This is a genomic window from Azotobacter tropicalis (assembly GCF_059739045.1).
Window position 1 is genome coordinate 3,504,296 of sequence record NZ_AP046059.1, and the last position, 23,121, is coordinate 3,527,416.

A 23,121-nucleotide genomic window follows, 5' to 3' on the forward strand; every position below is an offset into this window, starting at 1 on the left:
TTCCTTCAGGGAGGGGAACAGTCAAAGCTGGTATCGCACGCTCAAGCGGGTCTGCAGGCGCTGCGCCTGGCGGAAGGACTCCCGCAGTATGCGCTGGTCGAGGCTGTTGAGGGTATCGGGGTCGAGGCGGTTGCCGAGCGGGCGGCCTTCGCGCTGTTGGCGCTGGTGGTGCTGCATGCGCATCAGCTGGATGAAGTGGTAGGCCTCCTCGTAGGACGCCGCGTCCTTGGCCGCCACCACGCCCTTGGCGGCCAGCTGGCGGAAGCGCTCGAGGGTGTTGCTGTCGTGGATGCCGTTGGCCAGGGCGAGGATGCGCGCGCCGTCGACGAAGGGCGTCAGGCCTTCGACCTTGAGGTCCAGGGTGTCCTTTTCCGCGCCGCGGCTGGCCACCACGAAGTCGCGCAGGAAGCGGCCGATCGGCGGACGGTGCTGCATGGCGTTGGTGGCCATCATGCGCTGGAACAGGGCGTTGTCGGCGACCATCTCCAGCAGGTCGTCGGTGAGTTCCCGGCAGCCCTCGGTCGGGCCCCAAACCGGGCGCAGGTCGAAGAAGATCGTCGAGCGCAGCAGGTTCTCGGCGTGCGGCGTCTGGATGATCCCGGCGAAGCGGCGCGTCCACTCCTGGCGCGACAGGCACAGCTCGGGGTTGCCGGCCATGACGTTGCCCTTGCACAGGCTGAAGCCGCACTGGTCGAGGGCCTGGTTGATTTCGCGGGCCAGCGGCAGCAGGCGCTGGCGGGTCGCCTCGGCCGCGGCGGGGCCGTCGGCCTCGAAGAGGATGCCGTTGTCCTGGTCGGTGTGCAGGGTCTGCTCGCGGCGCCCCTCGCTGCCGAACGCCAGCCAGGTGAAGGGCACGCCCGGATCGCCGTGCTTCTCCAGCATCAGCTCGATCACCCGACTCACGGTGTGGTCGTTGAGCTGGGTGATGATGCGGGTCAGCTGCGCCGGGCTGGCGCCGTGGGCGAGCATGTGGTCGATCAGCCGGGCGATGTCGCCGCGCAGCGCCGCCAGGCTGGCCACGCTGCCGGCGCTGCTGATGGTGCGCGCCAGGTGCACCAGGTCGACGCGCTGCAGGGAGAACAGGTCGCGCTCGGACACCACCCCCACCAGCCGGTCGTTCTCCACCACGCAGATGTGCGCGATGTGCCGCCGGGTCATGGTCAGCGCGGCGTCGAAGGCGGTGGCCGAGGGCGGCAGGCGGGCCGGGTCGCGGACCATCAGCTCGTCCAGCGGCTGGGCGAGGTTGCCGCTGCCCTCGGCGATCACCTGGCGCAGGTCGCGCAGGGTGAAGATGCCGATCGGGAACTCGGCCGCATCGACCATCACCAGGCTGCCGACCTGGTGCTCGTTCATCAGCCGCACCGCGTCGCGCAGGCTGGTGCCGCTGGTACAGGAGACCGGCCGGCGCGCCGCCAGCTCGCCCAGGCGGGTGTCCAGCGAGTACTGCGCGCCGAGGGTTTCCGCGGCCTTGAGCTGGACCTGCTGGTTGACCAGATCGAGCAGGCTGCTGACCCCGCGCAGGGCGAAGTCGCGGAACGGATCGGAGCTGGTCAGCAGCTTGGCGAAGGCCTGGCGCTCGAGGAGCAGGCAGAAGGTGTCCTCGGCGGCGATGTAGTCGGTGCGGGTCGGCCGTTCGCCGACCAGCGCCGCCACCGGGAAGCATTCGCCCGGGGCGACCTCCATGGTGGTGTCGATGCCGTTGCCGGAGAGGCTCGGGCGCTGGCCGAGGACATGACCCTGCTTGATGATGTGCAGGTGCTCGACCCGCCCGTCGGCCGGTTTGACGATGGAGTCGCCCGCCGCGTAGAAGCGCAGCCGGCAGTGCTCGACCAGATAGGCCAGATGGCCGCTTTCCATCTGGTCGAACGGCGGATACTGGAGAAGGAACTGCATGGTGCCCTGAATGTTCTGCATGACCGCGGTCTTGCCGGCCTCGGCGAAGGCGTCCGTCTTGCTCATCGGCGTGCTCCTTGAAAGGGCTGGATGTCCATCTCCAATTCTGACATGCAGGCAGCGGGCGCGCCGTGGCGGGGCGCGGTGCGCAGATTGACGGCGGACAGGAAAGGCGCGGTTTTCCGGCCGGGACTTACGGCGGGCGGACAGGAGAGCGCCGCGCCTCCCGTCTGCCGGGGCGGCAGGCGGAACGTGTGCGGCGCGGGTCGGAGCGCTGTGCGGCGCCCCGGATCGGCATCCCTGCTAGGAGGGGGTCAGAGACCGTTCTTGGCCTTGAACTCGCGACGGCGGCGGTGCAGCACCGGCTCGGTGTAGCCGTTGGGCTGCTTGGTGCCTTCGACCACCAGTTCGACGGCAGCCTGGAAGGCCACGCCGTCGAAGTCCGGCGCCATCGGGCGGTACAGCGGGTCGTTGGCGTTCTGACGGTCGACGATCACGGCCATGCGCTTCATGGTTTCCATGACCTGCTCGAGGCTGCACACGCCGTGGCGCAGCCAGTTGGCGATGTGCTGGCTGGAGATGCGCAGGGTGGCGCGGTCTTCCATCAGGCCGACGTCGTTGATGTCCGGCACCTTGGAGCAGCCGACGCCCTGGTCGATCCAGCGCACCACGTAGCCGAGGATGCCCTGGGCGTTGTTGTCCAGCTCCTGCTGGATTTCCGCGGCCGACCAGTCGGTGTTCGGCGCCAGCGGGATGCTCAGGATGTCGTCCAGCGAGGCGCGCTCGCGCTTGGCCAGCTCCTGCTGGCGGGCGAACACGTCGACCTTGTGGTAGTGCAGGGCGTGCAGCGCGGCGGCGGTCGGCGACGGCACCCAGGCGGTGTTGGCGCCGGCCAGCGGGTGGGCGATCTTCTGCTCGAGCATGGCGGCCATCAGGTCGGGCATGGCCCACATGCCCTTGCCGATCTGCGCACGGCCGGACAGGCCGGTGGCCAGGCCGTTGTCGACGTTCCAGTTCTCGTAGGCCTTGATCCAGGCGGCGTTCTTCATCTCGCCCTTGCGGATCATCGGGCCGGCTTCCATGGAGGTGTGCAACTCGTCGCCGGTGCGGTCGAGGAAGCCGGTGTTGATGAACACCACGCGCTCGCGGGCGGCCTTGATGCAGGCCTTGAGGTTGACCGTGGTGCGGCGCTCCTCGTCCATGATGCCGACCTTGAGGGTGTTGCGGGTCAGGCCGAGGACGTCCTCGACGCGGCCGAACAGCTCGTTGGTGAAGGCGGCTTCCTCGGGGCCGTGCATCTTCGGCTTGACGATGTAGACGCTGCCGGTGCGGCTGTTCTTGCGGCTGGTGTTGCCCTTGAGGTTGTGGATGGCGATCAGGCTGGTGAACAGCGCGTCCTGGATGCCTTCCGGCACCTCGTTGCCGTCCTGGTCGAGGATCGCGTCGTTGGTCATCAGGTGGCCGACGTTGCGCACGAACAGCAGGGAGCGGCCGTGCAGGGTCAGCGCGCCGCCGCCCGCCGCGGTGTACTCGCGGTCCGCGTTCATGGTGCGGGTGAAGGTGCTGCCGCCCTTGGCGACCTGCTCGGCCAGGTCGCCCTTCATCAGGCCCAGCCAGTTCTTGTAGGCGATGACCTTGTCGTCGGCATCGACGGCGGCCACCGAGTCCTCGCAGTCCATGATGGTGGTCAGCGCGGCTTCCATCAGCACGTCCTTCACGCCGGCGGCGTCGGTCTGGCCGATCGGGCTCTGCGGGTCGATCTGGATCTCGAAGTGGATGCCGTTGTGCTTGAGCAGCACGGCCTTGGGCGCGGCCGCCTCGCCCTGGAAGCCGACCAGCTGGGCCGGGTTCTGCAGGCCGGCGGTGCTGCCGTTCTTCAGGGCAACGACCAGCTTGCCGCCGTCGATGCGGTAGCCGGTGGCGTCGACGTGGGAGGCGCCTTCGAGGGCGGCGGCCTCGTCGAGGAAGGCGCGGGCGAAGGCGATCACCTTGTCGCCGCGGACCTTGTTGTAGCCTTGGCCCTTCTCGGCACCATCGGTTTCCGGGATGGCGTCGGTGCCGTACAGGGCGTCGTACAGCGAGCCCCAGCGGGCGTTGGCGGCGTTCAGGGCGAAGCGCGCGTTCATGATCGGCACCACTAGCTGCGGGCCGGCCATGCGGGCGATCTCGTCGTCGACGTTCTCGGTGGTGGCGACGAAGTCCTCGGGCTCCGGCAGCAGGTAGCCGATTTCCTGCAGGAAGGCCTTGTAGGCCACGGCGTCGTGGCCCTGGCCGGCGCGGGCCTGGTGCCAGGCATCGATCTTCGCCTGCAGTTCGTCGCGCTTGGCCAGCAGGGCGCGGTTCTTCGGAGCCAGGTCGTGGATGACATTGGCGGCGCCGGCCCAGAAGGCGGCGACATCGACGCCGGTGCCGGGGATGGCTTCGCCGTTGATGAAGTCATACAGGACTTTGGCGACTTGCAGGCCGCCGACTTGAACGCGCTCGGTCATGTTTGCCTCGTTTTCAGTTGAATTCCGGATCGCACCGGGACGGCGCCCGTTCGTTTTGTAGTGCGTGGCGCAGCATACTACATAAAGGCCGCGGGGAAAGCTGTGTCGCTGAGGGCACCTACGACGAAAGTTCAGAAAGCCGCGATCGCCGGCGTGGCCGGACGGCCGCTGCGCGGGGCCGTGCCTATACTCCGGAGGATGCGTCTTGCGCCTTGCGTCCTCGTGCGGGAGTCGGGTCTGGCAGACCGGCGCGTCCGCCGCTAACCGATCGGGACATGTGCCCGCTGCAGAAGGAGACGACCGTGGATCATCTGGTACTGACGGTAATCGCCCGGGACAAGCCGGGGCTGGTGGAACAGCTCGCCCAGTGCATCGCCGGGCATGGCGGCAACTGGCTGGAGAGCCGCATGGCGCGCATGGCCGGGCAGTTCGCCGGCATCCTGCGGGTGGCCGTGCCCGAGGCGGCGCACGGCGATCTTTCCGCCGCGCTGCACGACCTGGAGAGCCAGGGCATCCGCGTGCTGCTGGCGCCGAGCGGCGAGGAGCCGGCCAGCGCCTGGCGCTCGATCCAGCTCGAGCTGGTCGGCAACGACCGCCCCGGCATCGTCCGCGACATCACCCGCCTGCTCGCCGAGCACGGCGTCAACCTGGAAAGCCTGGACACCGAGGTGGCGCCGGCGCCGATGAGCAGCGAGTTGCTGTTCCATGCCCAGGCCCAGCTGGCGGTGCCGACGGAGCTGTCGCTGGAGCTGTTGCAGCAGCGCCTGGAAACCCTGGCCGACGACCTGATGGTGGAGCTGATCCTGCGTCCTGAAGAGGAGTAGGGCCGCTTATTTCGGCCCGAGGATCTGCGCCAGCGTCTCCGGGTCGGGAGCGCCCTGCTGTTGCTGCAGGCGGCCCTGGTCGTCCAGGTAGAAGATCGCCGGGGTCGCCATCGCGCCCAGGGCGTTCATCAGCTCGAGGTTGCTCTCCAGCCGCTCGTTCGTCTGTGCCGGAATCTCCGCCAGGGGCTTGAGGGGGCTGGCCTTGCCGGCGGACTCGTGGGCGTGCAGCGCTTGTTCGGGCCGCTCGGCGGCGAGCAGCGCGGCGGCCTTGCCGGCGCTGTCGGCGCGCAGGATGCCGACCAGGATGTGCCGTAGCTGCACCTTGCCGGCCTCGACCCAGGGCCGTGCCTGCTGCCAGAACAGCGTGCAGTAGGGGCAGTTCGGGTCGGAGAACAGGTAGACGATGCGCGGCGCCGTGGCGCTGCCGTCGGCGATCCAGCCGCTGCGCTCCATGCGCGCCCACATTTCCTTGCCCAGCGGCGCATAGACCAGTTTTTCCAGCTGCGGCCGGGTCAGGTCCTGGCCCTGGGCGTCGAGCAGGTTGCCGATCAGCACGTGCTGCCCGTCGGGGGTCAGGTAGAGCGCCATGCCCTGGCCGTTGTAGCGGGCGGCATAGCCCTTCAGGCCGCCCGGCGCCTCGAAGCTGCCGACGATCTCGGCGCCGCGGGCTTCGGCGGCCCTGATCGGCGCGGGCAACTCCTCGGCCCGGCTGGCCGCGGCCGGCAGGGCCAGCAGGCTCAGGCCGGCGAGCAGGAAGGGGAGGCGTTCGAAAAGCGGCATGACTGGGTTCCTCGTAGGGGCGGAGGTGGAAAAAACCGGCCGGCAGCCAATTCCCAGATCGGCTGGACAGGGCTGCGGATAACCTGGGGAGCCCGGTCGCCGCGCCAGAAGGGGCGGGGCTTGCCGGGTTCCGGTCGAAAAATGGGCAGCCTCTTGGCGTTGTGCACAACGGGCGTGAATACCTCTGTGGATAAGCTTGGGAATCCTGGCTGCAGGCCAGGCAGGATCGGGCCGGCAGCACTTCGCGCGAAAAACGTACAGGCTCACGGGCCGGCGGACGCCCGGCGCAGGCCGCGCCAGATATCCAGGCTGTAGACCGCCAGGCCCAGCCAGATGCAGACGAAGGCCAGCAGTTTTCCCCGCTCCAGCGGCTCGCCGTAGACGAACACCGCCAGCAGCAGCACCAGGGTCGGCGCCAGGTACTGCAGAAAGCCCAGGGTGGCATAGGGTAGATGCCGCGCCGCGGCGTTGAAGCAGAGCAGCGGCACCAGGGTGACCGGGCCGGCGGCGGCCAGCCAGAGCGCCTGCGGCGTGCTCCAGAAGCTGTCCTGGGCGCTGCCGGCGCCCGGATGCAGCCACAGCCAGGCGAGGGCCGGCGGCAGCAGCAGCCAGGTTTCCACCACCAGGCCGGGCAGCGCGGCGACCGGCGCCTGCTTGCGGATCAGCCCGTAGACGCTGAAGGAGAAGGCCAGCACCAGCGAGATCCACGGCAGGCTGCCGAGCTGCCAGAGCTGCTGCAGCACGCCGAGGGCCGCCAGGCCGACCGCCAGCCACTGCAGCGGGCGCAGGCGCTCGCCGAGCAACAGCAGGCCGAGCAGCACGTTGACCAGCGGATTGATGTAGTAGCCCAGGCTGGTCTCCAGCATGCGCCCGTTGTTCACCGCCCAGACGTAGAGCAGCCAGTTGCAGGCGATCAGCAGGCTGCTGCCGGCGAGCACGGCGACGCGCCGCGGATGCGCGCGCAGCTCCCGCCACCAGTCCGGATGCCGCCAGAGCTGCAGCAGGAGCAGCCCGCACAGCGCCGACCAGAGCACCCGGTGGACCAGGATCTCCTCGGCGGGGATGCTGGCCAGGGTCTTGAAGTAGAGGGGAAACAGGCCCCAGATCCCGTAGGCGGCGAGGCCCAGCAGATACCCGCGGCGCGGGTTGGCGGCATGCATGCGGTGGTCCCGATCGGCAACTGGCGAGGCCGCCGATTCTAGGGTCTGTTGACGTTTTGGCGTAGGCCGCGACGGAGGCCCGTCTGGCGCAGAACAAGGAGCGAGGAGAGAAGTTTGGTCATTCCAAATGAACGACGAGCGACGCCGTGCTGCGCCAAACGGGCCCCGTCCCTTCGGGTTGCGCGGCAAATGCCGCCATGCGGCGTTGCGGGGCTTGGCAAGGGAATGACCATTGCCGGCGCCCCGCGCCTGGCCTGGCGGCATTTGCCGCGGCAACGCGGCTCACGCCAAAACGTCAACAGACCCTAGGTGCAAGGGCCGGGGCCGTCTGTCCGTTTCGTGCAGCGTCCTGTTCCGGCCGTGGCCGCAAGGCCCGCTTCAGAACAGCCGCAGCGGTTCCTCGTCCAGCGCCGCGCGCTGTTCGCGCAGGGTGAGGATCTGCTCGCCCCAGTAACGCTCGCTGCCGAACCAGGGAAAGCTCGGCGGGAACGCCGGGTCGTCCCAGCGCCGCGCCAGCCAGGCGCTGTAGTGGATCAGGCGCAGGGCGCGCAGGCCCTCGATCAGCGCCAGCTGGCGCGGGTCGAAGTCGTGGAACTCCTGGTAGCCGTCCATCAGTTCGGCGAGCTGGGCGAGGCGTTCCTGGCGGTCGCCGGCGAGCATCATCCACAAATCCTGCACCGCCGGGCCCATGCGGCAGTCGTCCAGGTCGACGATATGGAAGGTGTCATCGCGGCACAGCAGGTTGCCCGGATGGCAATCGCCGTGGATGCGGATCGTCCGGTAGGTCGTCGCGCCGAACAGCGCGTCGAGGCGCGCCAGCAGGTCGCGGGCCACCGACTCGTAGGCCGGCAGCAGGCTTTTCGGGACGAAGCCGCCGTCGAGCAGGGTGGCCAGCGAATCGTGGCCGAAGTTGGCCACCGTCAGTTCCTCGCGGTGCGCGAACGGCCGGTTCGCGCCCACCGCATGCAGGCGGCCGAGCAGGCCGCCGAGGCGGTACAGCTGGTCCAGGTTGCCCGGTTCCGGCGCGCGGCCGCCGCGCCGCGGGAACAGGGCGAAGCGAAAGCCGGCGTGCTCGAACAGGGTTTCGCCGTCCCTGGCCAGCGGCGCTACCACCGGCACCTCGCAGTCGGCCAGCTCTAGGCTGAAGGTGTGCTCCTCGCGGATCGCCGCATCGCTCCAGCGCTGCGGCCGATAGAACTTGGCGATCAGCGGCTCGCCGCCTTCGATGCCGACCTGATAGACGCGGTTCTCGTAGCTGTTCAGCGCCAGCACGCGGGCGTCGCTGAGATAGCCGAGGCTTTCCACGGCGTCGAGGACCAGGTCGGGGGTGAGGGAATCGAAGGGATGGCTCATGGGCAACTCCAGGGACTATGGTCCACAGTCTAGCGGGTGGACGGGGGCGCTGTATCGGGGCCGGGCGTTGCCGCTCCCGCGGGCCGACCCGCTCAGCCGCCGTCCGGCTTCGGCGTGCGCGCCAGGCAGTAGACGTCGACCCGCGCCGCGCCGGCCGCGTGCAGCAGGCGAGCCAGCGCCTCGGCGGTGGCGCCGGTGGTCAGCACGTCGTCGACCAGCGCCAGATGGCGGCCGGCGACCGCCGCGGAATCGGCGAGGGCGAAGGCGCCACGCAGGTTGCGCCGGCGCGCGGCGGCATCCAGCTCCTGCTGGGCCCGGGTGTCGTGCGGGCGCAGCAGCAGGTTTTCCTCCACCGGCAGCTGCAGCGGCTTGCCCAGCCAGCGGGCGAGCATCTGTGCCTGGTTGAAGCCGCGCCGGCGCAGCCGGCCCTTCGCCAGCGGCACCGGCAGCAGGCAGTCCGGGCGCGGCAGGCCCTCGGCGAAGGCGTGCTGCAGGTGGCGTTCGAGCAGTTCGCCGAGCAGTCGGCCCAGCGGCCAGCGCGCCTGGTGCTTGAAGCGGGCGACCAGGCTGTCGACCGGGAAGGCATAGCGCCAGGGCGCCTCGACCCGGGCGAAGGCCGGCGGCGTCTTCTGGCAGGCGCCGCAGACCAGGCCCGCCGCCGGCAGCGGCAGGGCGCAGACCGCGCAGTGCGCGCCGAGCCAGGGCAGTTCGGCCTCGCAGCTGGCGCACAGCGGCAGGCCGGTTTCCGCCGGCTCGTCGCACAGGAGACAGGATTGGTTATTCTTTAACCAGTTGTAAACCGCCAGGAGGGGGTGTGGTTGACAGCGCATCGGGCTTCCCTAAACTTAGGCCGCTCATCCCTATAGCGCCACGCACTCTAGCAGGTCGTGGCTTCTCGACCGAACGCCCGCCCAGCCCGGGCCCTTCTTGCAAGGAAGAACCCCATGAGCGCCACCGCCGCCTCACTGCGCCACGACTGGACCCTTGCCGAGGTCCGGGCCCTGTTCGAGCTGCCGTTCAACGACCTGCTGTTCCGGGCGCAGACGGTGCACCGCCAGCACTTCGACCCCAACCGCGTGCAGGTCTCGACCCTGCTGTCGATCAAGACCGGCGCCTGCCCGGAGGACTGCAAGTACTGCTCGCAGTCCGGCCATCACAACACCGGGCTGGACAAGGCCAAGCTGATGGAGGTGCAGAAGGTCATCCAGGCCGCCGCCGAGGCCAAGGCCATCGGCTCCAGTCGCTTCTGCATGGGCGCCGCCTGGAAGCACCCCTCGGCCAAGGACATGCCCTACGTGCTGGAGATGGTCAAGGGCGTCAAGGCTCTGGGCCTGGAAACCTGCATGACCCTCGGCACCCTGAGCCGCGAGCAGACCCGGGCGCTGGCCGAGGCCGGCCTCGACTACTACAACCACAACCTCGACACCTCGCCGGAGTTCTACGGCAACATCATCACCACCCGCACCTACGCCGAGCGCCTGGAAACCCTGGCCTACGTGCGCGAAGCGGGGATGAAGATCTGCTCCGGCGGCATCCTCGGCATGGGCGAGTCCCTCGACGACCGCGCGGGCCTCCTGATCCAGCTGGCCAACCTGCCGGAGCACCCGGAGTCGGTGCCGATCAACATGCTGGTCAAGGTCAAGGGCACGCCGCTGGAGAACGCCGAGGACGTCGACCCCTTCGACTTCATCCGCACCCTCGCCGTGGCGCGGATCATGATGCCCAAATCCCACGTGCGGCTGTCCGCCGGCCGCTCCGAGATGAACGACCAGATGCAGGCCTTGGCCTTCTTCGCCGGCGCCAACTCGATCTTCTACGGCGAGCGCCTGCTGACCACCGGCAACCCCGAGGCGGAGAAGGACATGCAGCTGTTCGCCCGCCTCGGCATCCAGCCGGAGGAGCGCGAGGGGCATGCCGACGAGGTGCACCAGGCGGCCATCGAGCAGGCGCTGATCGAGCAGAAGAACAGCGCGCTGTTCTACGACGCCACTTCGGCCTGATCCTTCGCTTGGTGGATGGATAAAGCGCCATCCACCCTACGCAGGTCGAAACCTGTTCGTAGGGTGGATAACCCGCTTGCGGTTATCCACCGTCCCTTACCCCTGCGGATAGTCCAATGAGCTTCGATCTCGCCGCCCGCCTCGCCGCCCGCCGCGCCGAGCACCTCTACCGCCAGCGCCCGCTGCTGGACAGCCCGCAGGGGCCGGAGGTGGTGGTCGACGGCCGGCCGCTGCTGGCCTTCTGTTCCAACGACTACCTGGGGCTGGCCAACCACCCCGAGGTGATCCGCGCCCTGCAGCAGGGGGCCGAGCAGTGGGGCGTCGGCGGCGGCGCCTCGCACCTGGTGATCGGCCACAGCACCCCGCATCACGCGCTGGAGGAGGCGCTCGCCGAGTTCACCGGCCGGCCGCGTGCGCTGCTGTTCTCCACCGGCTACATGGCCAACCTCGCCGCGGTGACGGCGCTGGTCGGGCAGGGCGACACGGTGCTGGAGGACCGCCTCAACCACGCCTCGCTGCTGGACGCCGGGCTGCTCTCCGGGGCGCGCTTCTCGCGCTACCTGCACAACGATCCGGCGAGCCTCGCCGCCCGCCTGGACAAGGCCACCGGCAACACCCTGGTGGTTACCGACGGGGTGTTCAGCATGGACGGCGACCTGGCCGAGCTGCCGGCGCTCTGCGCTACCGCCAGAGCGAAGGGCGCCTGGCTGATGGTCGACGACGCCCACGGCTTCGGCCCGCTGGGCGCGCACGGCGGCGGCATCGTCGAGCACTTCGGCCTGGGTCTCGACGAGGTGCCGGTGCTGGTCGGCACCCTGGGCAAGGCCTTCGGCACCGCCGGGGCCTTCGTCGCCGGCAGCGAGGCGCTGATCGAGACGCTGATCCAGTTCGCCCGGCCCTACATCTACACCACCAGCCAGCCGCCGGCGCTGGCCTGCGCCACCCTGAAGAGCCTGGAGCTGCTGCGCAGCGAGGGCTGGCGCCGCGAGCACCTGAACCGCCTGATCGCCCGCTTCCGCGCCGGCGCCGCCGAGCTGGGCCTGACCCTGATGGACAGCCCGACGCCGATCCAGCCGCTGCTGATCGGCGACAGCGCCCGCGCCGTGGCGTTTTCCCGCCTGCTGCGCGAGCGCGGTTTGCTGGTCGGCGCCATCCGCCCGCCGACCGTGCCGGCCGGCACCGCGCGGCTGCGGGTGACCCTCTCCGCCGCCCACAGCGAGGTGCAGGTCGACCGCCTGCTCGCCGCGCTGGGCGAGTGCCGGGCGCTGCTGGCGGAGGATGAGGCATGAGCCGGCTGATTCTGCTGCCCGGCTGGGGCCTCGGCCCGGCCGCCCTGGAGCCGCTGGTCGGCGCCTTGCGCGAGCAGGGCGTGGAGGCTGAGCTGGCCGAACTGCCGGCGCCGGGCGCGGGCGATCCCGAGAGCTGGCTCGCCGAGCTGGACGCCCGCCTGCCGGACGATGTCTGGCTCGGCGGCTGGTCGCTGGGCGGCATGCTCGCCACGGCGCTGGCGGCGCGGCGCGGCGCGCGCTGTCGCGGACTGCTCACCCTGGCCAGCAACGCCTGCTTCGTCGCCCGCGCGGACTGGCCGCAGGCGATGACCCAGGACACCTTCGCCACCTTCCGCGACGGCTGCGCGCAGGACTCCGGTGCCATCCTCAAGCGCTTCGCGCTGCTCTGCAGCCAGGGCTGCGCCGAGGCCCGCGGCCTGTCGCGCCAGCTCACCCAGGGCATCCCGGCCGAGGTGACGGCGCAGCGCCTCGCCGGCCTCGCGGTGCTCGCCGCGCTGGACAACCGGGCGGCGCTGGCGGCCTTCGCCGGCCCGCAGCTGCACCTGCTCGCCGAGGCCGACGCCCTGGTGCCGGCGGCCGCCGCCGAACCGCTGCAGACCCTGCTGCCGCGCGGCGCGGTCGAGCGCCTCGCTGGCACCGGGCATGCCTTCGTTCTCGAACGGCCACAGGCGCTGGCCGCGCGGCTGGCCGCCTTCCTCCGCGAGGCCGATGATGACTGACAGCCCCCAGAACCCGCTGCCGGACAAGCGCCGGGTCGCCGCCTCCTTCTCCCGTGCCGCCGCCAGCTACGACGAGGTGGCCGGGCTGCAGCGCGCGGTCGGCAGCGAGCTGCTGGCCCGCCTGCCGGCCGGCATGCGCGCGCAGCGCTGGGTCGATCTGGGCAGCGGCACCGGCCATTTCTCCCAGGCGCTGGCCGAGCGTTTCCCCGCCGGGCAGGGCCTGGCGCTGGATCTCGCCGAGGGCATGCTGCGCCACGCCCGGCCGCGCGGCGGCGCGGCGCACTTCGTCTGTGGCGACGCCGAATGCCTGCCGCTGGCCGGCGCCAGTCAGGATCTGGTCTTCTCCAGCCTGGCCTTGCAGTGGTGCGGCGACTTCGCCGCGGTGCTCGCCGAGGCGCGCCGGGTGCTGCGTCCGGGCGGCGTGCTGGCCTTCAGCAGCCTGTGCGCCGGTACCCTGCAGGAGTTGCAGGACAGCTGGCAGGCGGTCGACGGCTTCGTCCACGTCAACCACTTCCGCCGTTTCCGGGACTACCGGCAGCTGTGCGCCGACAGCGGCCTCGATGTCCTCGACCTGCGCGTGGAGACGCGCGTGCTGCATTACCGCGACCTGCGCCAGCTGACCCGCGAGCTCAAGGCCCTCGGCGCCCACAACCTCAACCCCGGCCGTCCGGACGGCCTCACCGGCCGCGCGCGGCTGCTGGCGCTGGTCGAGGCCTACGAGCGCTTGCGCACGTCCCAGGGGCTGCCGGCCACCTGGCTGCCGGTCTACGGGGTGCTGCGCCGGCGCGCGGAGTAGGCCCGCGCGGGGCATGGACGCCGGCCGGGCAGGGCGGCTATCGTGCGCTACCCTCGGGAAAGCCCCCGGCAACGGACCCTGCCCATGCCCTCCATCTACCAGCTCAAGCCACGCTTCCAGAACCTGCTGCGCCCCCTGGTGCGGCGCCTTTACGAGCGCGGCGTCAGCGCCAACCAGGTGACCCTCGCCGCCGCCGTCGTTTCCGTGCTGCTCGGCGCGCTGGTCGCCGCCTTGGCCGAACATGCCTGGCCGTTCGCCCTGATCCCGCTGTGGATGTTCCTGCGCATGGCGCTGAACGCCATCGACGGCATGCTCGCCCGCGAGTTCGGCCAGCAGTCGCGCCTGGGCGCCTACCTCAACGAGCTGTGCGACGTGATCGCCGACAGCGCGCTGTTCCTGCCTTTCGCGCTGGTGCCGGGGGTGACGCCGCTGGCGGTGGTCGGCGTGACCCTGCTCGCGGTGATCGTCGAGTACGCCGGGGTCATGGGCCCCCTGGCCGGCGCCGGGCGACGCTACGACGGGCCGATGGGCAAGAGCGATCGCGCCTTCTGCTTCGGCGTGCTCGGCGCGGGTGTCGCCAGCGGCCTGCTGCCCGGCGCCTGGATCGACGGTCTGCTCGTCCTGATCGCCGCGCTGCTGCTCTGGACCCTGGCCAACCGCGTGCGCCAGGGCATCGCCGAGGCCGAGCGGAATCACCCGCCGGCCTGAGCCGAACGCATCGCCGCAAGGAGCGACCCCGATGAACGATCCGCAGATCTCCCCGCCCGGCGAAGACCTGCCCGCCGCCGCCGCCGTGCCGCGCCCGCGCCCCTCGCGGGCGCAGCGCCTGCTGGCCTGGCCGATCACCGGCTTCGCCCGCCTGCTCACCGGCGCGCGCAGCCTGTGGCGCGGTTGCGCGCCGGAGCCGAAGCAGCGCATCTACTTCGCCAACCACTGCAGCCATGCCGACTTCGTGCTGCTCTGGTCGTCGCTGCCGCCGGCCCTGCGCGCGCGCACCCGCCCGGTGGCCGGCGCCGACTACTGGCAGCGCGACGCGCTGCGCCGCTTCCTGATCCACCGGGTGTTCCGCGGCGTGCTGGTCGACCGCGAACTGCACGACCGGCACAGCAACCCGCTGCAGCCGCTGCTCGACGCCCTGGCCGGCGGCGACTCGCTGATCCTCTTCCCCGAGGGCACGCGCAACCCCGGCGAGGCCCTGCTGCCGTTCAAGAGCGGCCTCTACCGCCTCGCCCGCGGCTGTCCGCAGGTCGAGCTGGTGCCGGTGTGGATCGCCAACCTCAACCGGGTGATGCCCAAGGGCCGCGTGCTGCCCCTGCCGCTGCTGTGCACCGTGACCTTCGGCGCGCCCCTGAGCCTCGGCCCCGGCGAGGGCAAGGAGGCCTTCCTCGCCCGCGCCCGCGAAACCCTGCTGAACCTGGCCATGGAGGCCGACTGATGCAAGCCAACACCCTCGTGCTGTTCGCCGGTATCGGCGCCCTGCTGGCGCTGGCCTCGCTGATCGGCTTCGTCCTCAAGTGGCGCTGCCGCGGCGCCGACAACCCGGTGATCGACAACCTCAACGCGCGGATCAACGCCTGGTGGGTGATGGTCGCGGTGCTCGGCGGCGTCTTCTGGCTCGGCCACGGCGCGGTGATCCTGCTGTTTTGTGCCGTGTCCTTCTTCGCCCTGCGCGAATTCATCACCCTGGCGCCGACCCGCGGCAGCGACTACCCGGCGCTGGTCGCGGCGTTCTATTTCGTGCTGCCTGCGCAGTACCTGCTGATCGCCTACGACTGGTACGGGCTGTTCTCGATCTTCATCCCGGTCTACGTGTTCCTCCTGCTGCCGATCCTCGCCGCCCTCGGCGGCGACACCACCGCCTTCCTCGAACGCGCGGCCAAGGTGCAGTGGGGCACCATGATCGCGGTGTTCTGCATCTCCCACGTGCCGGCCCTGCTGAATCTAGAGATCCCCGGCTACGCAGGCCGCAACCTGCTGCTGATCGCCTGGCTGGTGCTGGTGGTGCAGCTCTCCGACGTGCTGCAGTACGTCTGCGGCAAGCTCTTCGGCAAACGCCGGATCGCCCCGCGGCTGTCGCCCTCGAAGACCGTCGAAGGCTTCGCCGGCGGCATCGCCCTCGCCACCCTGGTCGGCGCCGCGCTCTACTGGATCACCCCGTTCAACCTCTGGCAGGCCGCGCTGATCGCCCTGATCGTCACCCTGCTCGGCTTCTTCGGCGGCCTGGTCATGTCGGCCATCAAGCGCGACCGCGGCGTGAAGGACTGGGGCCACATGATCGAGGGCCACGGCGGCATGCTCGATCGACTGGATTCGGTGTGCTTTGCGGCACCGATCTTCTTCCACCTGCTGCGCTGGGGCTGGACTTGAGGAGGCGATGAGCCTTGCAGGGCGGGGGCAAGCCGCCGGCACCATGACGAGAACATGCGGGCTGTACCCGCTTTACGAATCCGAACTCGAACGTGAAAACATGAACGATAAAGCCTTCGACCTCGACGCCTATCTCGCCCGCCTGAACCATTCCGACCCCGTACAACCGACACAGGATTGCCTGGAGGCACTGCACCGCGCCCAGCTCTACAGGATTCCCTTCGAGAACTTCGATATCCAGCTCGGGCGCGGCATCTCGCTCGAACCCGCGGCGCTGTGCGACAAGCTGGTGCAGCGGGCGCGCGGGGGGTATTGCTTCGAGCTCAACGGCCTGTTCCTGATGGCGCTCCGGGCCATCGGCTTCGAGGCGCGCCCGCTGCTCGGGCGGGTGCACCTGGTCGAGCCGCCGTCGGGGCGGGAGCACCTGTTTCTCCTGGTGACGCTGCAGGGACGGCCGTGGATCGCCGATGTCGGTTTCGGCGGACCCGGCTTCCGCGCGCCCATTCCGTTCGAGCTCGACCGCCCGACCAGCCACGACGGGCTGACGTTCCGCTTCGTCGAGGCCGGGCCTTTCGGCGTCATGCTGCAGACCCTGAAGCAGGGGCGGTGGCTCGATCTTTACAGTTTCGACCTGGGCCACGTGTTCCCGGCCGACATCGCCCTGGGCAACCACTTCACCTCGACCCATCCCAATTCCCTGTTCACCTTTGCCCGTGTCGTCGCGCTGCCGACCCCGCGCGGACGCGTCTCGCTGCTCAACCGCACGCTCAGGATCGTCGGCGAGGGGGCGGAGCAGGTGCGGGAACTGGCCGAGGGCCAGGCCTATCTCGATGCCCTGAAGGAATATTTCGGCATCGAGCTCGATGCGCCTTATGCAGCGCTCCGTCCGCTGCCGGGGGCGGAGCCGGGAAAAGGGCCGGCGCTCGAATGGTGAGGGAAGACAAGTAAGGCCGGTTATGCCGCACGCCCGGCCTACTCCTGCCGAGTAACCAGCAGCTTTCCCGTATCGAACCCCTTCCGGCGCAGGCGCTCGCGCAGGGCGTCATAGGCCCGCGGTTCGACCCGTGGCGTTCTCGACAATATCCACAGGCACTCGCGCCGGGGCTCGCTCACCGCGACCAGTTGGTAGTCCTCGTCGAGGTCGATGACCCAGTAGTCGCCCCACACGGCCGGGATGAAGGAAAGCCAGGCCGGAGCGAAGCGCACTTCGAGTCTCGGCGAGGTGGCATCGCCGATCTGCCGGCCGGTGCCGAGGGCGATATCCGTCTCGCCGTTCTGCAGCCGGCAACGGTTGATCACCTGCACGCGGCCGTCTGGCTTGAGGCTGTAGTCGGCGCGGGTGAAGCCGGCGCATTTCTTCTGGAACCAGTTGGGATAGCGGGCGATCTCGTACCAGGTGCCCATGTAGCGCGGCAGGTCGAGGGCGGCGATGGTGGACAGCGGCGCATCCGGCTGGCCGGCGGAGGCTTGGTTGGCGATGGCGAGCGAGCAGCCGCACAGCAGTGCGGCGATCAGGGTGTGCTGGATTCGGTGCATGGGTTCGGCTCCCGGAAAGGTGCCCGGCAATTATTCACCGCCACGGCCGGCGGGAAACCGCGGTGCGGGTTTCCCATCCTACGGAATACCGATCCGTCACCTTTCCCGGCCTGCGCTCCCCCTCACCCCCGCAGCCACGGCGGCGTCGGCTCCTCGCGTTGCACCGGGGCGTCTTCCGCCGCGCGCGCCGCCTTGCGGCGGGCCTCGTCGGCCAGCGCAGCATTGATTTCGCGCATCACCGCTCCGACGTCGGCCGTATCTTCCGGCTCGGCGAACTCGCCGGTCAGCTCGCTGGCCGGGGTCAGCTTGCTGGCCTCGTACAACGCCCACATTTCCCTGGCGTGCCGGCGTTCGCGCAGTTCGGGGGCGAAGCGGCCGAAGTAGGCGTTCATGTTGGCGACATCGCGCTCAAGCATGCGGAAGGCGTGGTTGTTGCCGGCGGCGTCCACCGCCTGCGGCAGGTCGATCACCACCGGGCCGTCCGGGCCGAGCAGCACGTTGAACTCCGACAGGTCGCCGTGCACCAGGCCGGCGCAGAGCATCAGCACCACCTGGCGGATCATGAAGGCATGGTATTCGCGGGCCTGCTCGGGCGTCAGTTCGACGTCGTTGAGGCGCGGTGCCGCATCGCCGTCGGCGTCGGCGATCATTTCCATCAGCAGCACGCCGTCGAGGAAGTCGTAGGGCTTGGGCACGCGCACGCCGGCACCGTCCAGGCGGTAGAGCGCGGCCACTTCGGCGTTCTGCCAGGCCTCTTCCTGCTCCCGGCGCCCGTGCTTGCTGCCCTTGGCCATGGCCCGCGCATCGCGGCTGTTGCGTACCTTGCGGCCCTCGCGGTATTCGGTGGCCTGGCGGAAGCTGCGCTTGCTCGCCTCCTTGTAGACCTTGGCGCAGCGCAGCTCGCGGCCGCAGCGCACCACGTACACGGCCGCTTCCTTGCCGCTCATCAGCGGGCGCAGGACTTCGTCGATCAGGCCGTCCTCGATCAGGGGTTCAAGGCGTTTGGGTGTCTTCATCGGTATTCGTAAGGCTCGCTCTGGCTCGAAAAATGCTGCCACCTTATACGGCATCCGCCGGCGCGCTGCAGCCGCTCGTCCGCTGCCGTCCTGCCATTTCGCCACTGGCAAGAGCGCACCGGCCGGTCCGTCGAAACGCCGGGGCAGGGGGGTTGACGGGATGTGACTGGCACTTTGATAATCATTCTTATTTGTGGGGTTATTCCGCTGTGGACCCGGCGCTGCGTTGGCGTCGTTTGAGTCGGACGAGAGTACCGAGCCCCTGTGCGCTTTTTGCAATACACATCATCGATTGTTCTATTCACGAAGGAAACACGGTATGTCCCGCATCGGTATCTTCTATGGCAGTTCCTCTGGCGTCACCGGCAAGGTGGCGGAAAAGCTCGCCGGGCTTCTGGGCGAGGATCGCTGCGATCTCTACAACATGGAAGAAGACTTCGTCGATTTCGACGACATGCTGAAGTACGACCACCTGCTGTTCGGCTGCTCCACCTGGGGCTCGGGCGAAGTGCAGAACGACTGGCGCGACCCGCTGCTGGATCTGGACAACGAGAAGCCCGACTTCTCCGGCAAGACCATCGCCCTGTTCGGCGCCGGCGACTATGTCTCCCACGGCGAGCAGTTCGTCAGCGCGCTGGGCGTCCTGCACGACAAGTTCAAGGCGCGCGGCGCCAGTCTGGTCGGCAGCTTTCCGACCGACGGCTATACCTACGAGTACTCCTTCGCGGTGCGCGACGGCAAGTTCGTGGGCCTGCCGTTCGACAAGATCAACGAAGCGGACAAGACCGACGAGCGCCTGGAGCGCTGGGTCGCCGTGCTGCAGGAGGAGTTCCTGCCGGCCTGACGAGGCGTGGCGGGGAGGGGCGCTTCGAGGCTGAGCCGCGGCGCCCCGGGCACGGGGTGCGGAAGAGGGACATCCTGCTGCTGCGCCGTTGCCGGCGACCCGAACCGGCGCGGCAAATTGGCAAGGCCGTCTAGACTGGCGCTTGGGCACATGAAGGACCAATCACTCTCAAGGAGTTGCCATGCTCAAGCGTTCCCCCCTCGTTCTGCTCGCCTTTGCCAGTCTGCCGCTGTTCGCCGCCGAAGGCGACGAGCCGAGCACCCAGCAGGTCATGCAGGAACACAAGGCCGTCATCCAGAACCGGATTGCCGACATCGACTACCGGCGCAAGCAGATCGTCGAGGCCAACATGGCCCTCTCCGTCCAGGAGGGCGAGGCGTTCTGGCCGATCTACAACAGCTACCGTACCGAGGTGGACAAGCTGAGCAAGGACGCCATCGCCCTGTTGCTCGACTATGCCCGCGCCTACGGCCAGGGTGCGGTGAACGACGAAAACGCGGCCCAGTTGCAGGAGCGGTTGCTCGGGCTGCGCAAGGATCAGCTGGAGCTGAAGGAAAAGTACGCCAAGCGCATCGCCAAGGAGGTCTCTCCGAGGCGCTCGCTGCGCTTCCTGCAGATCGAGGACCAGCTCGACGCCATCAGCCTGCTGGCCAACACCAGCGACGTCCCGCTGGTCGAGTGATGCGTTTCGCCGGCTGATATCCTCGCGCGGTCGAAACCGAAAGGAGCATGCCGTGAGCGCCGCCTTCTTCATCGCCGGCACCGATACCGATGTCGGCAAGACCACCGTGGCCTGCGGCCTGCTGCATGCCGCCCGGCAGGCGGGGCTGTCCACCGCGGCGGCCAAGCCGGTCGCCTCCGGCTGCGCAGTCACGCCCGCGGGGCTGCGCAACGGCGATGCCCTGGCGCTGCTCGGCGAGTGCTCGCTGGCGCTGGACTATGCCGAGGTCAACCCGTTCGCCTTCGCCCCGGCCATCGCTCCGCACCTGGCGGCGCGCGAGATCGGTGCCGAGCTGACGGTGGCGGCACTGCTTCCGCCGGTGCGCCGAGTGCTGGCGCGGGGGGCCGACTTCACCCTGGTCGAGGGCGCCGGCGGCTGGCGGGTGCCGCTGGCCGGGCGGGAAAACCTGTCCGATCTGGCCGTGGCGCTCGGTCTGCCGGTGATCCTGGTGGTCGGCGTGCGCCTGGGCTGCATCAATCACGCCGTGCTGACGGCGGAGGCCATCGCCCGCGACGGCCTGGTGTTGGCCGGCTGGGTGGCCAACGTCGTCGATCCGCACACCGCGCGTCTCGACGAGAACCTCGCGACCCTCGCCGAGCGCCTGCCGGCGCCCTGCCTCGGGCGCGTGCCGCGTCTTGCCGAGGCCAGTCCGGCGGCGGTGGCCGACTGCCTGGATCGGCGGGGGCTCAACCTGGGCGCCTGAATACGCCGATAGCGGGGGCGGCGAACTGGGCTTAAGATCATTTCAAAGCGTTGTGTAGCTGGAGCCGACAGGAGGTTCGCCATGCCCGACTACAAGGTCCCCGTGCGGGATATCCGTTTCGTTCGCGACGAACTGCTCGACTACCCGGCGCATTACCGGGGTCTGCCTGCTGGCGGGGACGCCACGCCGGATGTGGTCGACGCCATCCTCGAGGAGGGTGCACGTTTCTGCGAGGAGGTGATCGCGCCGCTCAACCCGGTGGGCGATCGTGAAGGCTGCAACTGGAGCGAGGCGGGGGTGAAGACCCCGAGCGGCTTCAAGGAGGCCTACCGGCGCTATGTCGAGGGCGGCTGGCCGAGCCTGGCGCATGCCGTCGAGCACGGCGGCCAGGGACTGCCGGAGTCCCTCGGCATCGCCATCACCGAGATGATCGGCGAGGCCAACTGGGCCTGGGGCATGTACCCGGGGCTGGCCCAGGGCGCGATGAACACCCTGTCGGCCCACGGCACCGAGGAGCAGAAGGCCACCTACCTGACCCGGCTGGTGTCCGGCGAGTGGACCGGCACCATGTGCCTGACCGAGCCGCACTGCGGCACCGACCTCGGCCTGCTGCGCACCCGCGCCGAGCCCCAGGCCGACGGCAGCTACCGGATCAGCGGCACCAAGATCTTCATCTCCGCCGGCGAGCACGACCTCGCCGAGAACATCGTGCACATCGTGCTGGCCCGCCTGCCCGACGCGCCGCCCGGGACCAAGGGCATCTCGCTGTTCATCGTGCCGAAGTTCCTGCCGGGAGCCGAAGGCGGGCTGGGCGCGCGCAACCAGGTGTCCTGCGGTTCCATCGAGCACAAGATGGGCATCCACGGCAACGCCACCTGCGTGATGAACTTCGACGGCGCCACCGGCTTTCTCATCGGCCCGCCGCACAAGGGCCTCAACTGCATGTTCACCTTCATGAACACCGCTCGCCTGGGCACCGCGCTGCAGGGCTTGGCGCATGCCGAGGTGGCCTTCCAGGGAGCGATCCGCTACGCCCGCGAGCGCCTGCAGATGCGCGCCCTGAATGGTCCGAAAGCGCCGGAACTGCCGGCCGACCCGATCATCGTGCACCCCGACGTGCGGCGCATGCTGCTGACCATCAAGGCCTTCGCCGAGGGCAACCGGGCGCTGCTGTATTTCTCCGCCAAGCAGGTGGACATCGCCCGCTACAGCCAGGACGCCGCGGAGCGGGCGGCGGCCGACCTGCTGCTGGGCTTCCTCACTCCGATCGCCAAGGCCTTCATGACCGAGACCGGCTTCGAGGCGGCCAGCCTCGGCCTGCAGGTCTACGGCGGGCACGGCTACATCCGCGAGTGGGGCATGGAGCAGAACCTGCGCGACAGCCGCATTTCCATGCTCTACGAGGGCACTACCGGCGTACAGGCGCTCGACCTGCTCGGGCGCAAGGTGCTGATGACCCAGGGCGAATCGCTCAAGGTCTTCACCAAGATCGTGCACAAGTTCTGCAAGGCGCATGCGGAGGACGAGGGGCTCAAGGCCTTCGTCGAGCCGCTGGCCCAACTGAACAGGGAGTGGGGCGAACTCACCCTGAAGATCGGCATGCGGGCGATGCAGGATCGCGAGGAGGTGGGCGCCGCCGCGGTGGATTACCTGATGTATTCGGGTTACGCCTGCCTGGCCTACTTCTGGGCCGACATGGCGCGCGTGGCGCAGGAGAAGCTGGCCGCCGGCAGCGGCGACGCGGCCTTCTACCACGCCAAGCTGCAGACCGCACGTTTCTACTTCGCGCGCATCCTGCCGCGCACCCGCGGCCATGTGGAGGCCATGCTCGCAGGGGCTGGCCCGCTGATGGAGCTGGCGGCGGAGGACTTCGACCTGGGCTATTGAGGGCGTGGGCCGTAGGGTGGAAAACGCCGACACGGCTTTCCACCCTGCGGCCGCCGGGTCCGTCTGCAATGAAAAACGCCCGGCGCGCAGAGGCGGCCGGGCGTTTTCGTCGGTGCCGGGACCGTGTTCCGGCCCTCAGCAGCGCAGGTCTGGAGCGGCTTAGATCTTGCCGACCAGATCCAGGGAGGGCTTCAGGGTGCCTTCGCCTTCCTTCCACTTGGCCGGGCAGACTTCGCCCGGGTGGGCGGCGACGTACTGGGCAGCCTTGATCTTGCGCAGCAGTTCATTGGCGTCGCGGCCGACGTTGCCGGCGTTCAGCTCGATGATCTGGATCTTGCCCTGCGGGTCGAGGACGAAGGTGCCGCGCTCGGCCAGACCGGCTTCCTCGATCAGCACTTCGAAGTTGCGGGAGATGGCCAGAGTCGGGTCGCCAACCATCGGGAACTGCAGCTTCTTGACGGTCTCGGAGCTGTCGTGCCAGGCCTTGTGGGTGAAGTGGGTGTCGGTGGACACGGCGTAGATTTCCACGCCCAGCTTCTGGAATTCGGCGTAGTTGTCGGCCAGGTCGCCCAGTTCGGTCGGGCAGATGAAGGTGAAGTCGGCCGGGTAGAAGAAGAATACGGACCACTTCCCTTTCAGATCGGCTTCGGTGACGTCGATGAACTTGCCGTTGTGGTAGGCGGTGGCTTTGAACGGCTTGACTTCAGTGTTGATCAGAGACATCTGCGAACTCCTTTTTGTGAA

General features: G+C 69.3%; 22 protein-coding genes. 13 read left to right on the top strand and 9 right to left on the bottom strand.

Annotation, left to right across the window (positions count from 1 at the left end; all coding sequences use genetic code 11):
* Positions 1–21: 21 nt before the first annotated feature.
* Complete coding sequence (locus tag Atro_RS16655) at positions 22–1,959, bottom strand: DUF294 nucleotidyltransferase-like domain-containing protein (RefSeq protein ID WP_497924014.1); 1,938 nt, start codon at positions 1,957–1,959, stop codon at positions 22–24.
* Positions 1,960–2,207: 248 nt separating this feature from the next.
* The gene (locus tag Atro_RS16660; protein ID WP_497924016.1) at positions 2,208–4,382 is read right to left on the bottom strand and encodes a malate synthase G; all 2,175 of its coding nucleotides are present in this window, start codon (positions 4,380–4,382) and stop codon (positions 2,208–2,210) included.
* Positions 4,383–4,684: 302 nt separating this feature from the next.
* Here Atro_RS16660 and Atro_RS16665 point away from each other — a divergent pair, with 302 nt between their 5' ends.
* Positions 4,685–5,206: a glycine cleavage system transcriptional repressor gene (locus tag Atro_RS16665; protein WP_497924018.1), complete on the top strand. Its 522-nt coding sequence runs from the start codon at positions 4,685–4,687 to the stop codon at positions 5,204–5,206.
* 6 nt (positions 5,207–5,212) lie between these two features.
* Here Atro_RS16665 and dsbG read toward each other — a convergent pair whose 3' ends face one another.
* The 4 genes from dsbG to Atro_RS16685 all read right to left on the bottom strand — a co-directional run bounded on the left by dsbG (position 5,213) and on the right by Atro_RS16685 (position 9,329).
* Entirely contained in the window at positions 5,213–5,986 is a 774-nt protein-coding gene (gene dsbG, locus Atro_RS16670) for a thiol:disulfide interchange protein DsbG (RefSeq protein ID WP_497924020.1), read from the bottom strand.
* A 263-nt stretch (positions 5,987–6,249) separates the two neighbouring features.
* Positions 6,250–7,146, bottom strand: coding sequence for an EamA family transporter RarD (gene rarD, locus Atro_RS16675; RefSeq protein WP_497924022.1), 897 nt, complete (start codon positions 7,144–7,146; stop codon positions 6,250–6,252).
* A gap of 378 nt (positions 7,147–7,524) precedes the next feature.
* On the bottom strand, positions 7,525–8,499 hold the full coding sequence (locus Atro_RS16680; RefSeq protein WP_497924024.1) for a serine/threonine protein kinase: 975 nt from the start codon (positions 8,497–8,499) through the stop codon (positions 7,525–7,527).
* A gap of 92 nt (positions 8,500–8,591) precedes the next feature.
* Positions 8,592–9,329, bottom strand: coding sequence for a ComFC family protein (locus Atro_RS16685; protein ID WP_497924026.1), 738 nt, complete (start codon positions 9,327–9,329; stop codon positions 8,592–8,594).
* Between the two features lie 114 nt (positions 9,330–9,443).
* Between Atro_RS16685 and bioB the strand changes: the two genes are divergently transcribed.
* The 8 genes from bioB (at position 9,444) to Atro_RS16725 (ending at position 16,604) form a co-directional block, all read left to right on the top strand.
* Positions 9,444–10,499, top strand: a complete 1,056-nt coding sequence (gene bioB, locus Atro_RS16690) for a biotin synthase BioB (RefSeq protein ID WP_497924028.1) — start codon at positions 9,444–9,446, stop codon at positions 10,497–10,499.
* A 116-nt stretch (positions 10,500–10,615) separates the two neighbouring features.
* Positions 10,616–11,788 (top strand): 8-amino-7-oxononanoate synthase, encoded by a 1,173-nt coding sequence (gene bioF / locus Atro_RS16695; RefSeq protein WP_497924030.1) that lies wholly within the window; start codon positions 10,616–10,618, stop codon positions 11,786–11,788.
* Positions 11,785–12,507 carry an alpha/beta fold hydrolase gene (locus Atro_RS16700; RefSeq protein ID WP_497924032.1) on the top strand — a complete coding sequence of 241 codons (723 nt, stop codon included), beginning with the start codon at positions 11,785–11,787 and terminating at the stop codon, positions 12,505–12,507. The genes bioF and Atro_RS16700 overlap by 4 nt, the downstream gene beginning before the upstream one ends.
* Entirely contained in the window at positions 12,500–13,303 is an 804-nt protein-coding gene (gene bioC / locus Atro_RS16705) for a malonyl-ACP O-methyltransferase BioC (protein ID WP_497924034.1), read from the top strand. The genes Atro_RS16700 and bioC overlap by 8 nt, the downstream gene beginning before the upstream one ends.
* Positions 13,304–13,387: 84 nt before the next feature.
* Positions 13,388–14,011, top strand: coding sequence for a CDP-alcohol phosphatidyltransferase family protein (locus Atro_RS16710; RefSeq protein ID WP_497924036.1), 624 nt, complete (start codon positions 13,388–13,390; stop codon positions 14,009–14,011).
* 31 nt (positions 14,012–14,042) lie between these two features.
* Complete coding sequence (locus Atro_RS16715; RefSeq protein ID WP_497924038.1) at positions 14,043–14,738, top strand: lysophospholipid acyltransferase family protein; 696 nt, start codon at positions 14,043–14,045, stop codon at positions 14,736–14,738.
* Entirely contained in the window at positions 14,738–15,670 is a 933-nt protein-coding gene (locus Atro_RS16720; protein WP_497924040.1) for a phosphatidate cytidylyltransferase, read from the top strand. Before Atro_RS16715 ends, Atro_RS16720 begins: the two co-directional genes overlap by 1 nt.
* A 100-nt stretch (positions 15,671–15,770) precedes the next feature.
* Positions 15,771–16,604, top strand: coding sequence for an arylamine N-acetyltransferase family protein (locus Atro_RS16725; protein ID WP_497924042.1), 834 nt, complete (start codon positions 15,771–15,773; stop codon positions 16,602–16,604).
* Between the two features lie 38 nt (positions 16,605–16,642).
* Here Atro_RS16725 and Atro_RS16730 read toward each other — a convergent pair whose 3' ends face one another.
* Positions 16,643–17,206 carry a lipocalin family protein gene (locus Atro_RS16730; RefSeq protein WP_497924044.1) on the bottom strand — a complete coding sequence of 188 codons (564 nt, stop codon included), beginning with the start codon at positions 17,204–17,206 and terminating at the stop codon, positions 16,643–16,645.
* Positions 17,207–17,328: 122 nt separating this feature from the next.
* Positions 17,329–18,222, bottom strand: a complete 894-nt coding sequence (locus Atro_RS16735; RefSeq protein WP_497924046.1) for a PA4780 family RIO1-like protein kinase — start codon at positions 18,220–18,222, stop codon at positions 17,329–17,331.
* Between the two features lie 319 nt (positions 18,223–18,541).
* Between Atro_RS16735 and Atro_RS16740 the strand changes: the two genes are divergently transcribed.
* The 4 genes from Atro_RS16740 to Atro_RS16755 all read left to right on the top strand — a co-directional run bounded on the left by Atro_RS16740 (position 18,542) and on the right by Atro_RS16755 (position 22,377).
* A complete protein-coding gene (locus Atro_RS16740) occupies positions 18,542–19,066 on the top strand; it encodes a flavodoxin (protein ID WP_497924048.1) in 525 nt (174 codons plus the stop codon).
* Between the two features lie 181 nt (positions 19,067–19,247).
* Positions 19,248–19,748 carry a transcriptional regulator gene (locus Atro_RS16745; RefSeq protein WP_497924049.1) on the top strand — a complete coding sequence of 167 codons (501 nt, stop codon included), beginning with the start codon at positions 19,248–19,250 and terminating at the stop codon, positions 19,746–19,748.
* Positions 19,749–19,800: 52 nt separating this feature from the next.
* Entirely contained in the window at positions 19,801–20,490 is a 690-nt protein-coding gene (gene bioD / locus Atro_RS16750) for a dethiobiotin synthase (protein WP_497924051.1), read from the top strand.
* Between the two features lie 81 nt (positions 20,491–20,571).
* Positions 20,572–22,377 carry an acyl-CoA dehydrogenase C-terminal domain-containing protein gene (locus tag Atro_RS16755; protein ID WP_497924053.1) on the top strand — a complete coding sequence of 602 codons (1,806 nt, stop codon included), beginning with the start codon at positions 20,572–20,574 and terminating at the stop codon, positions 22,375–22,377.
* A 159-nt stretch (positions 22,378–22,536) separates the two neighbouring features.
* Here the strand turns inward: Atro_RS16755 and ahpC are convergent, their stop codons facing one another.
* Positions 22,537–23,100 (bottom strand): alkyl hydroperoxide reductase subunit C, encoded by a 564-nt coding sequence (gene ahpC / locus Atro_RS16760; protein WP_497924055.1) that lies wholly within the window; start codon positions 23,098–23,100, stop codon positions 22,537–22,539.
* Between the last annotated feature and the right edge of the window lie 21 nt (positions 23,101–23,121).

Excerpts from the sequence above, each read along its gene's own strand:
- bioC (WP_497924034.1), top strand. The coding sequence starts at position 12,500 with ATGACTGACAGCCCCCAGAACCCGCTGCCGGACAAGCGCCGGGTCGCC.
- Atro_RS16755 (WP_497924053.1), top strand. The coding sequence starts at position 20,572 with ATGCCCGACTACAAGGTCCCCGTGCGGGATATCCGTTTCGTTCGCGAC.
- dsbG (WP_497924020.1), bottom strand. The coding sequence starts at position 5,986 with ATGCCGCTTTTCGAACGCCTCCCCTTCCTGCTCGCCGGCCTGAGCCTG.
- Atro_RS16715 (WP_497924038.1), top strand. The coding sequence starts at position 14,043 with ATGAACGATCCGCAGATCTCCCCGCCCGGCGAAGACCTGCCCGCCGCC.
- Atro_RS16745 (WP_497924049.1), top strand. The coding sequence starts at position 19,248 with ATGCTCAAGCGTTCCCCCCTCGTTCTGCTCGCCTTTGCCAGTCTGCCG.
- Atro_RS16740 (WP_497924048.1), top strand. The coding sequence starts at position 18,542 with ATGTCCCGCATCGGTATCTTCTATGGCAGTTCCTCTGGCGTCACCGGC.
- Atro_RS16685 (WP_497924026.1), bottom strand. The coding sequence starts at position 9,329 with ATGCGCTGTCAACCACACCCCCTCCTGGCGGTTTACAACTGGTTAAAG.
- Atro_RS16730 (WP_497924044.1), bottom strand. The coding sequence starts at position 17,206 with ATGCACCGAATCCAGCACACCCTGATCGCCGCACTGCTGTGCGGCTGC.
- Atro_RS16655 (WP_497924014.1), bottom strand. The coding sequence starts at position 1,959 with ATGAGCAAGACGGACGCCTTCGCCGAGGCCGGCAAGACCGCGGTCATG.
- Atro_RS16710 (WP_497924036.1), top strand. The coding sequence starts at position 13,388 with ATGCCCTCCATCTACCAGCTCAAGCCACGCTTCCAGAACCTGCTGCGC.
- bioB (WP_497924028.1), top strand. The coding sequence starts at position 9,444 with ATGAGCGCCACCGCCGCCTCACTGCGCCACGACTGGACCCTTGCCGAG.
- Atro_RS16725 (WP_497924042.1), top strand. The coding sequence starts at position 15,771 with ATGAACGATAAAGCCTTCGACCTCGACGCCTATCTCGCCCGCCTGAAC.
- Atro_RS16660 (WP_497924016.1), bottom strand. The coding sequence starts at position 4,382 with ATGACCGAGCGCGTTCAAGTCGGCGGCCTGCAAGTCGCCAAAGTCCTG.
- bioF (WP_497924030.1), top strand. The coding sequence starts at position 10,616 with ATGAGCTTCGATCTCGCCGCCCGCCTCGCCGCCCGCCGCGCCGAGCAC.
- rarD (WP_497924022.1), bottom strand. The coding sequence starts at position 7,146 with ATGCATGCCGCCAACCCGCGCCGCGGGTATCTGCTGGGCCTCGCCGCC.
- Atro_RS16720 (WP_497924040.1), top strand. The coding sequence starts at position 14,738 with ATGCAAGCCAACACCCTCGTGCTGTTCGCCGGTATCGGCGCCCTGCTG.
- Atro_RS16680 (WP_497924024.1), bottom strand. The coding sequence starts at position 8,499 with ATGAGCCATCCCTTCGATTCCCTCACCCCCGACCTGGTCCTCGACGCC.
- Atro_RS16735 (WP_497924046.1), bottom strand. The coding sequence starts at position 18,222 with ATGAAGACACCCAAACGCCTTGAACCCCTGATCGAGGACGGCCTGATC.
- ahpC (WP_497924055.1), bottom strand. The coding sequence starts at position 23,100 with ATGTCTCTGATCAACACTGAAGTCAAGCCGTTCAAAGCCACCGCCTAC.
- Atro_RS16700 (WP_497924032.1), top strand. The coding sequence starts at position 11,785 with ATGAGCCGGCTGATTCTGCTGCCCGGCTGGGGCCTCGGCCCGGCCGCC.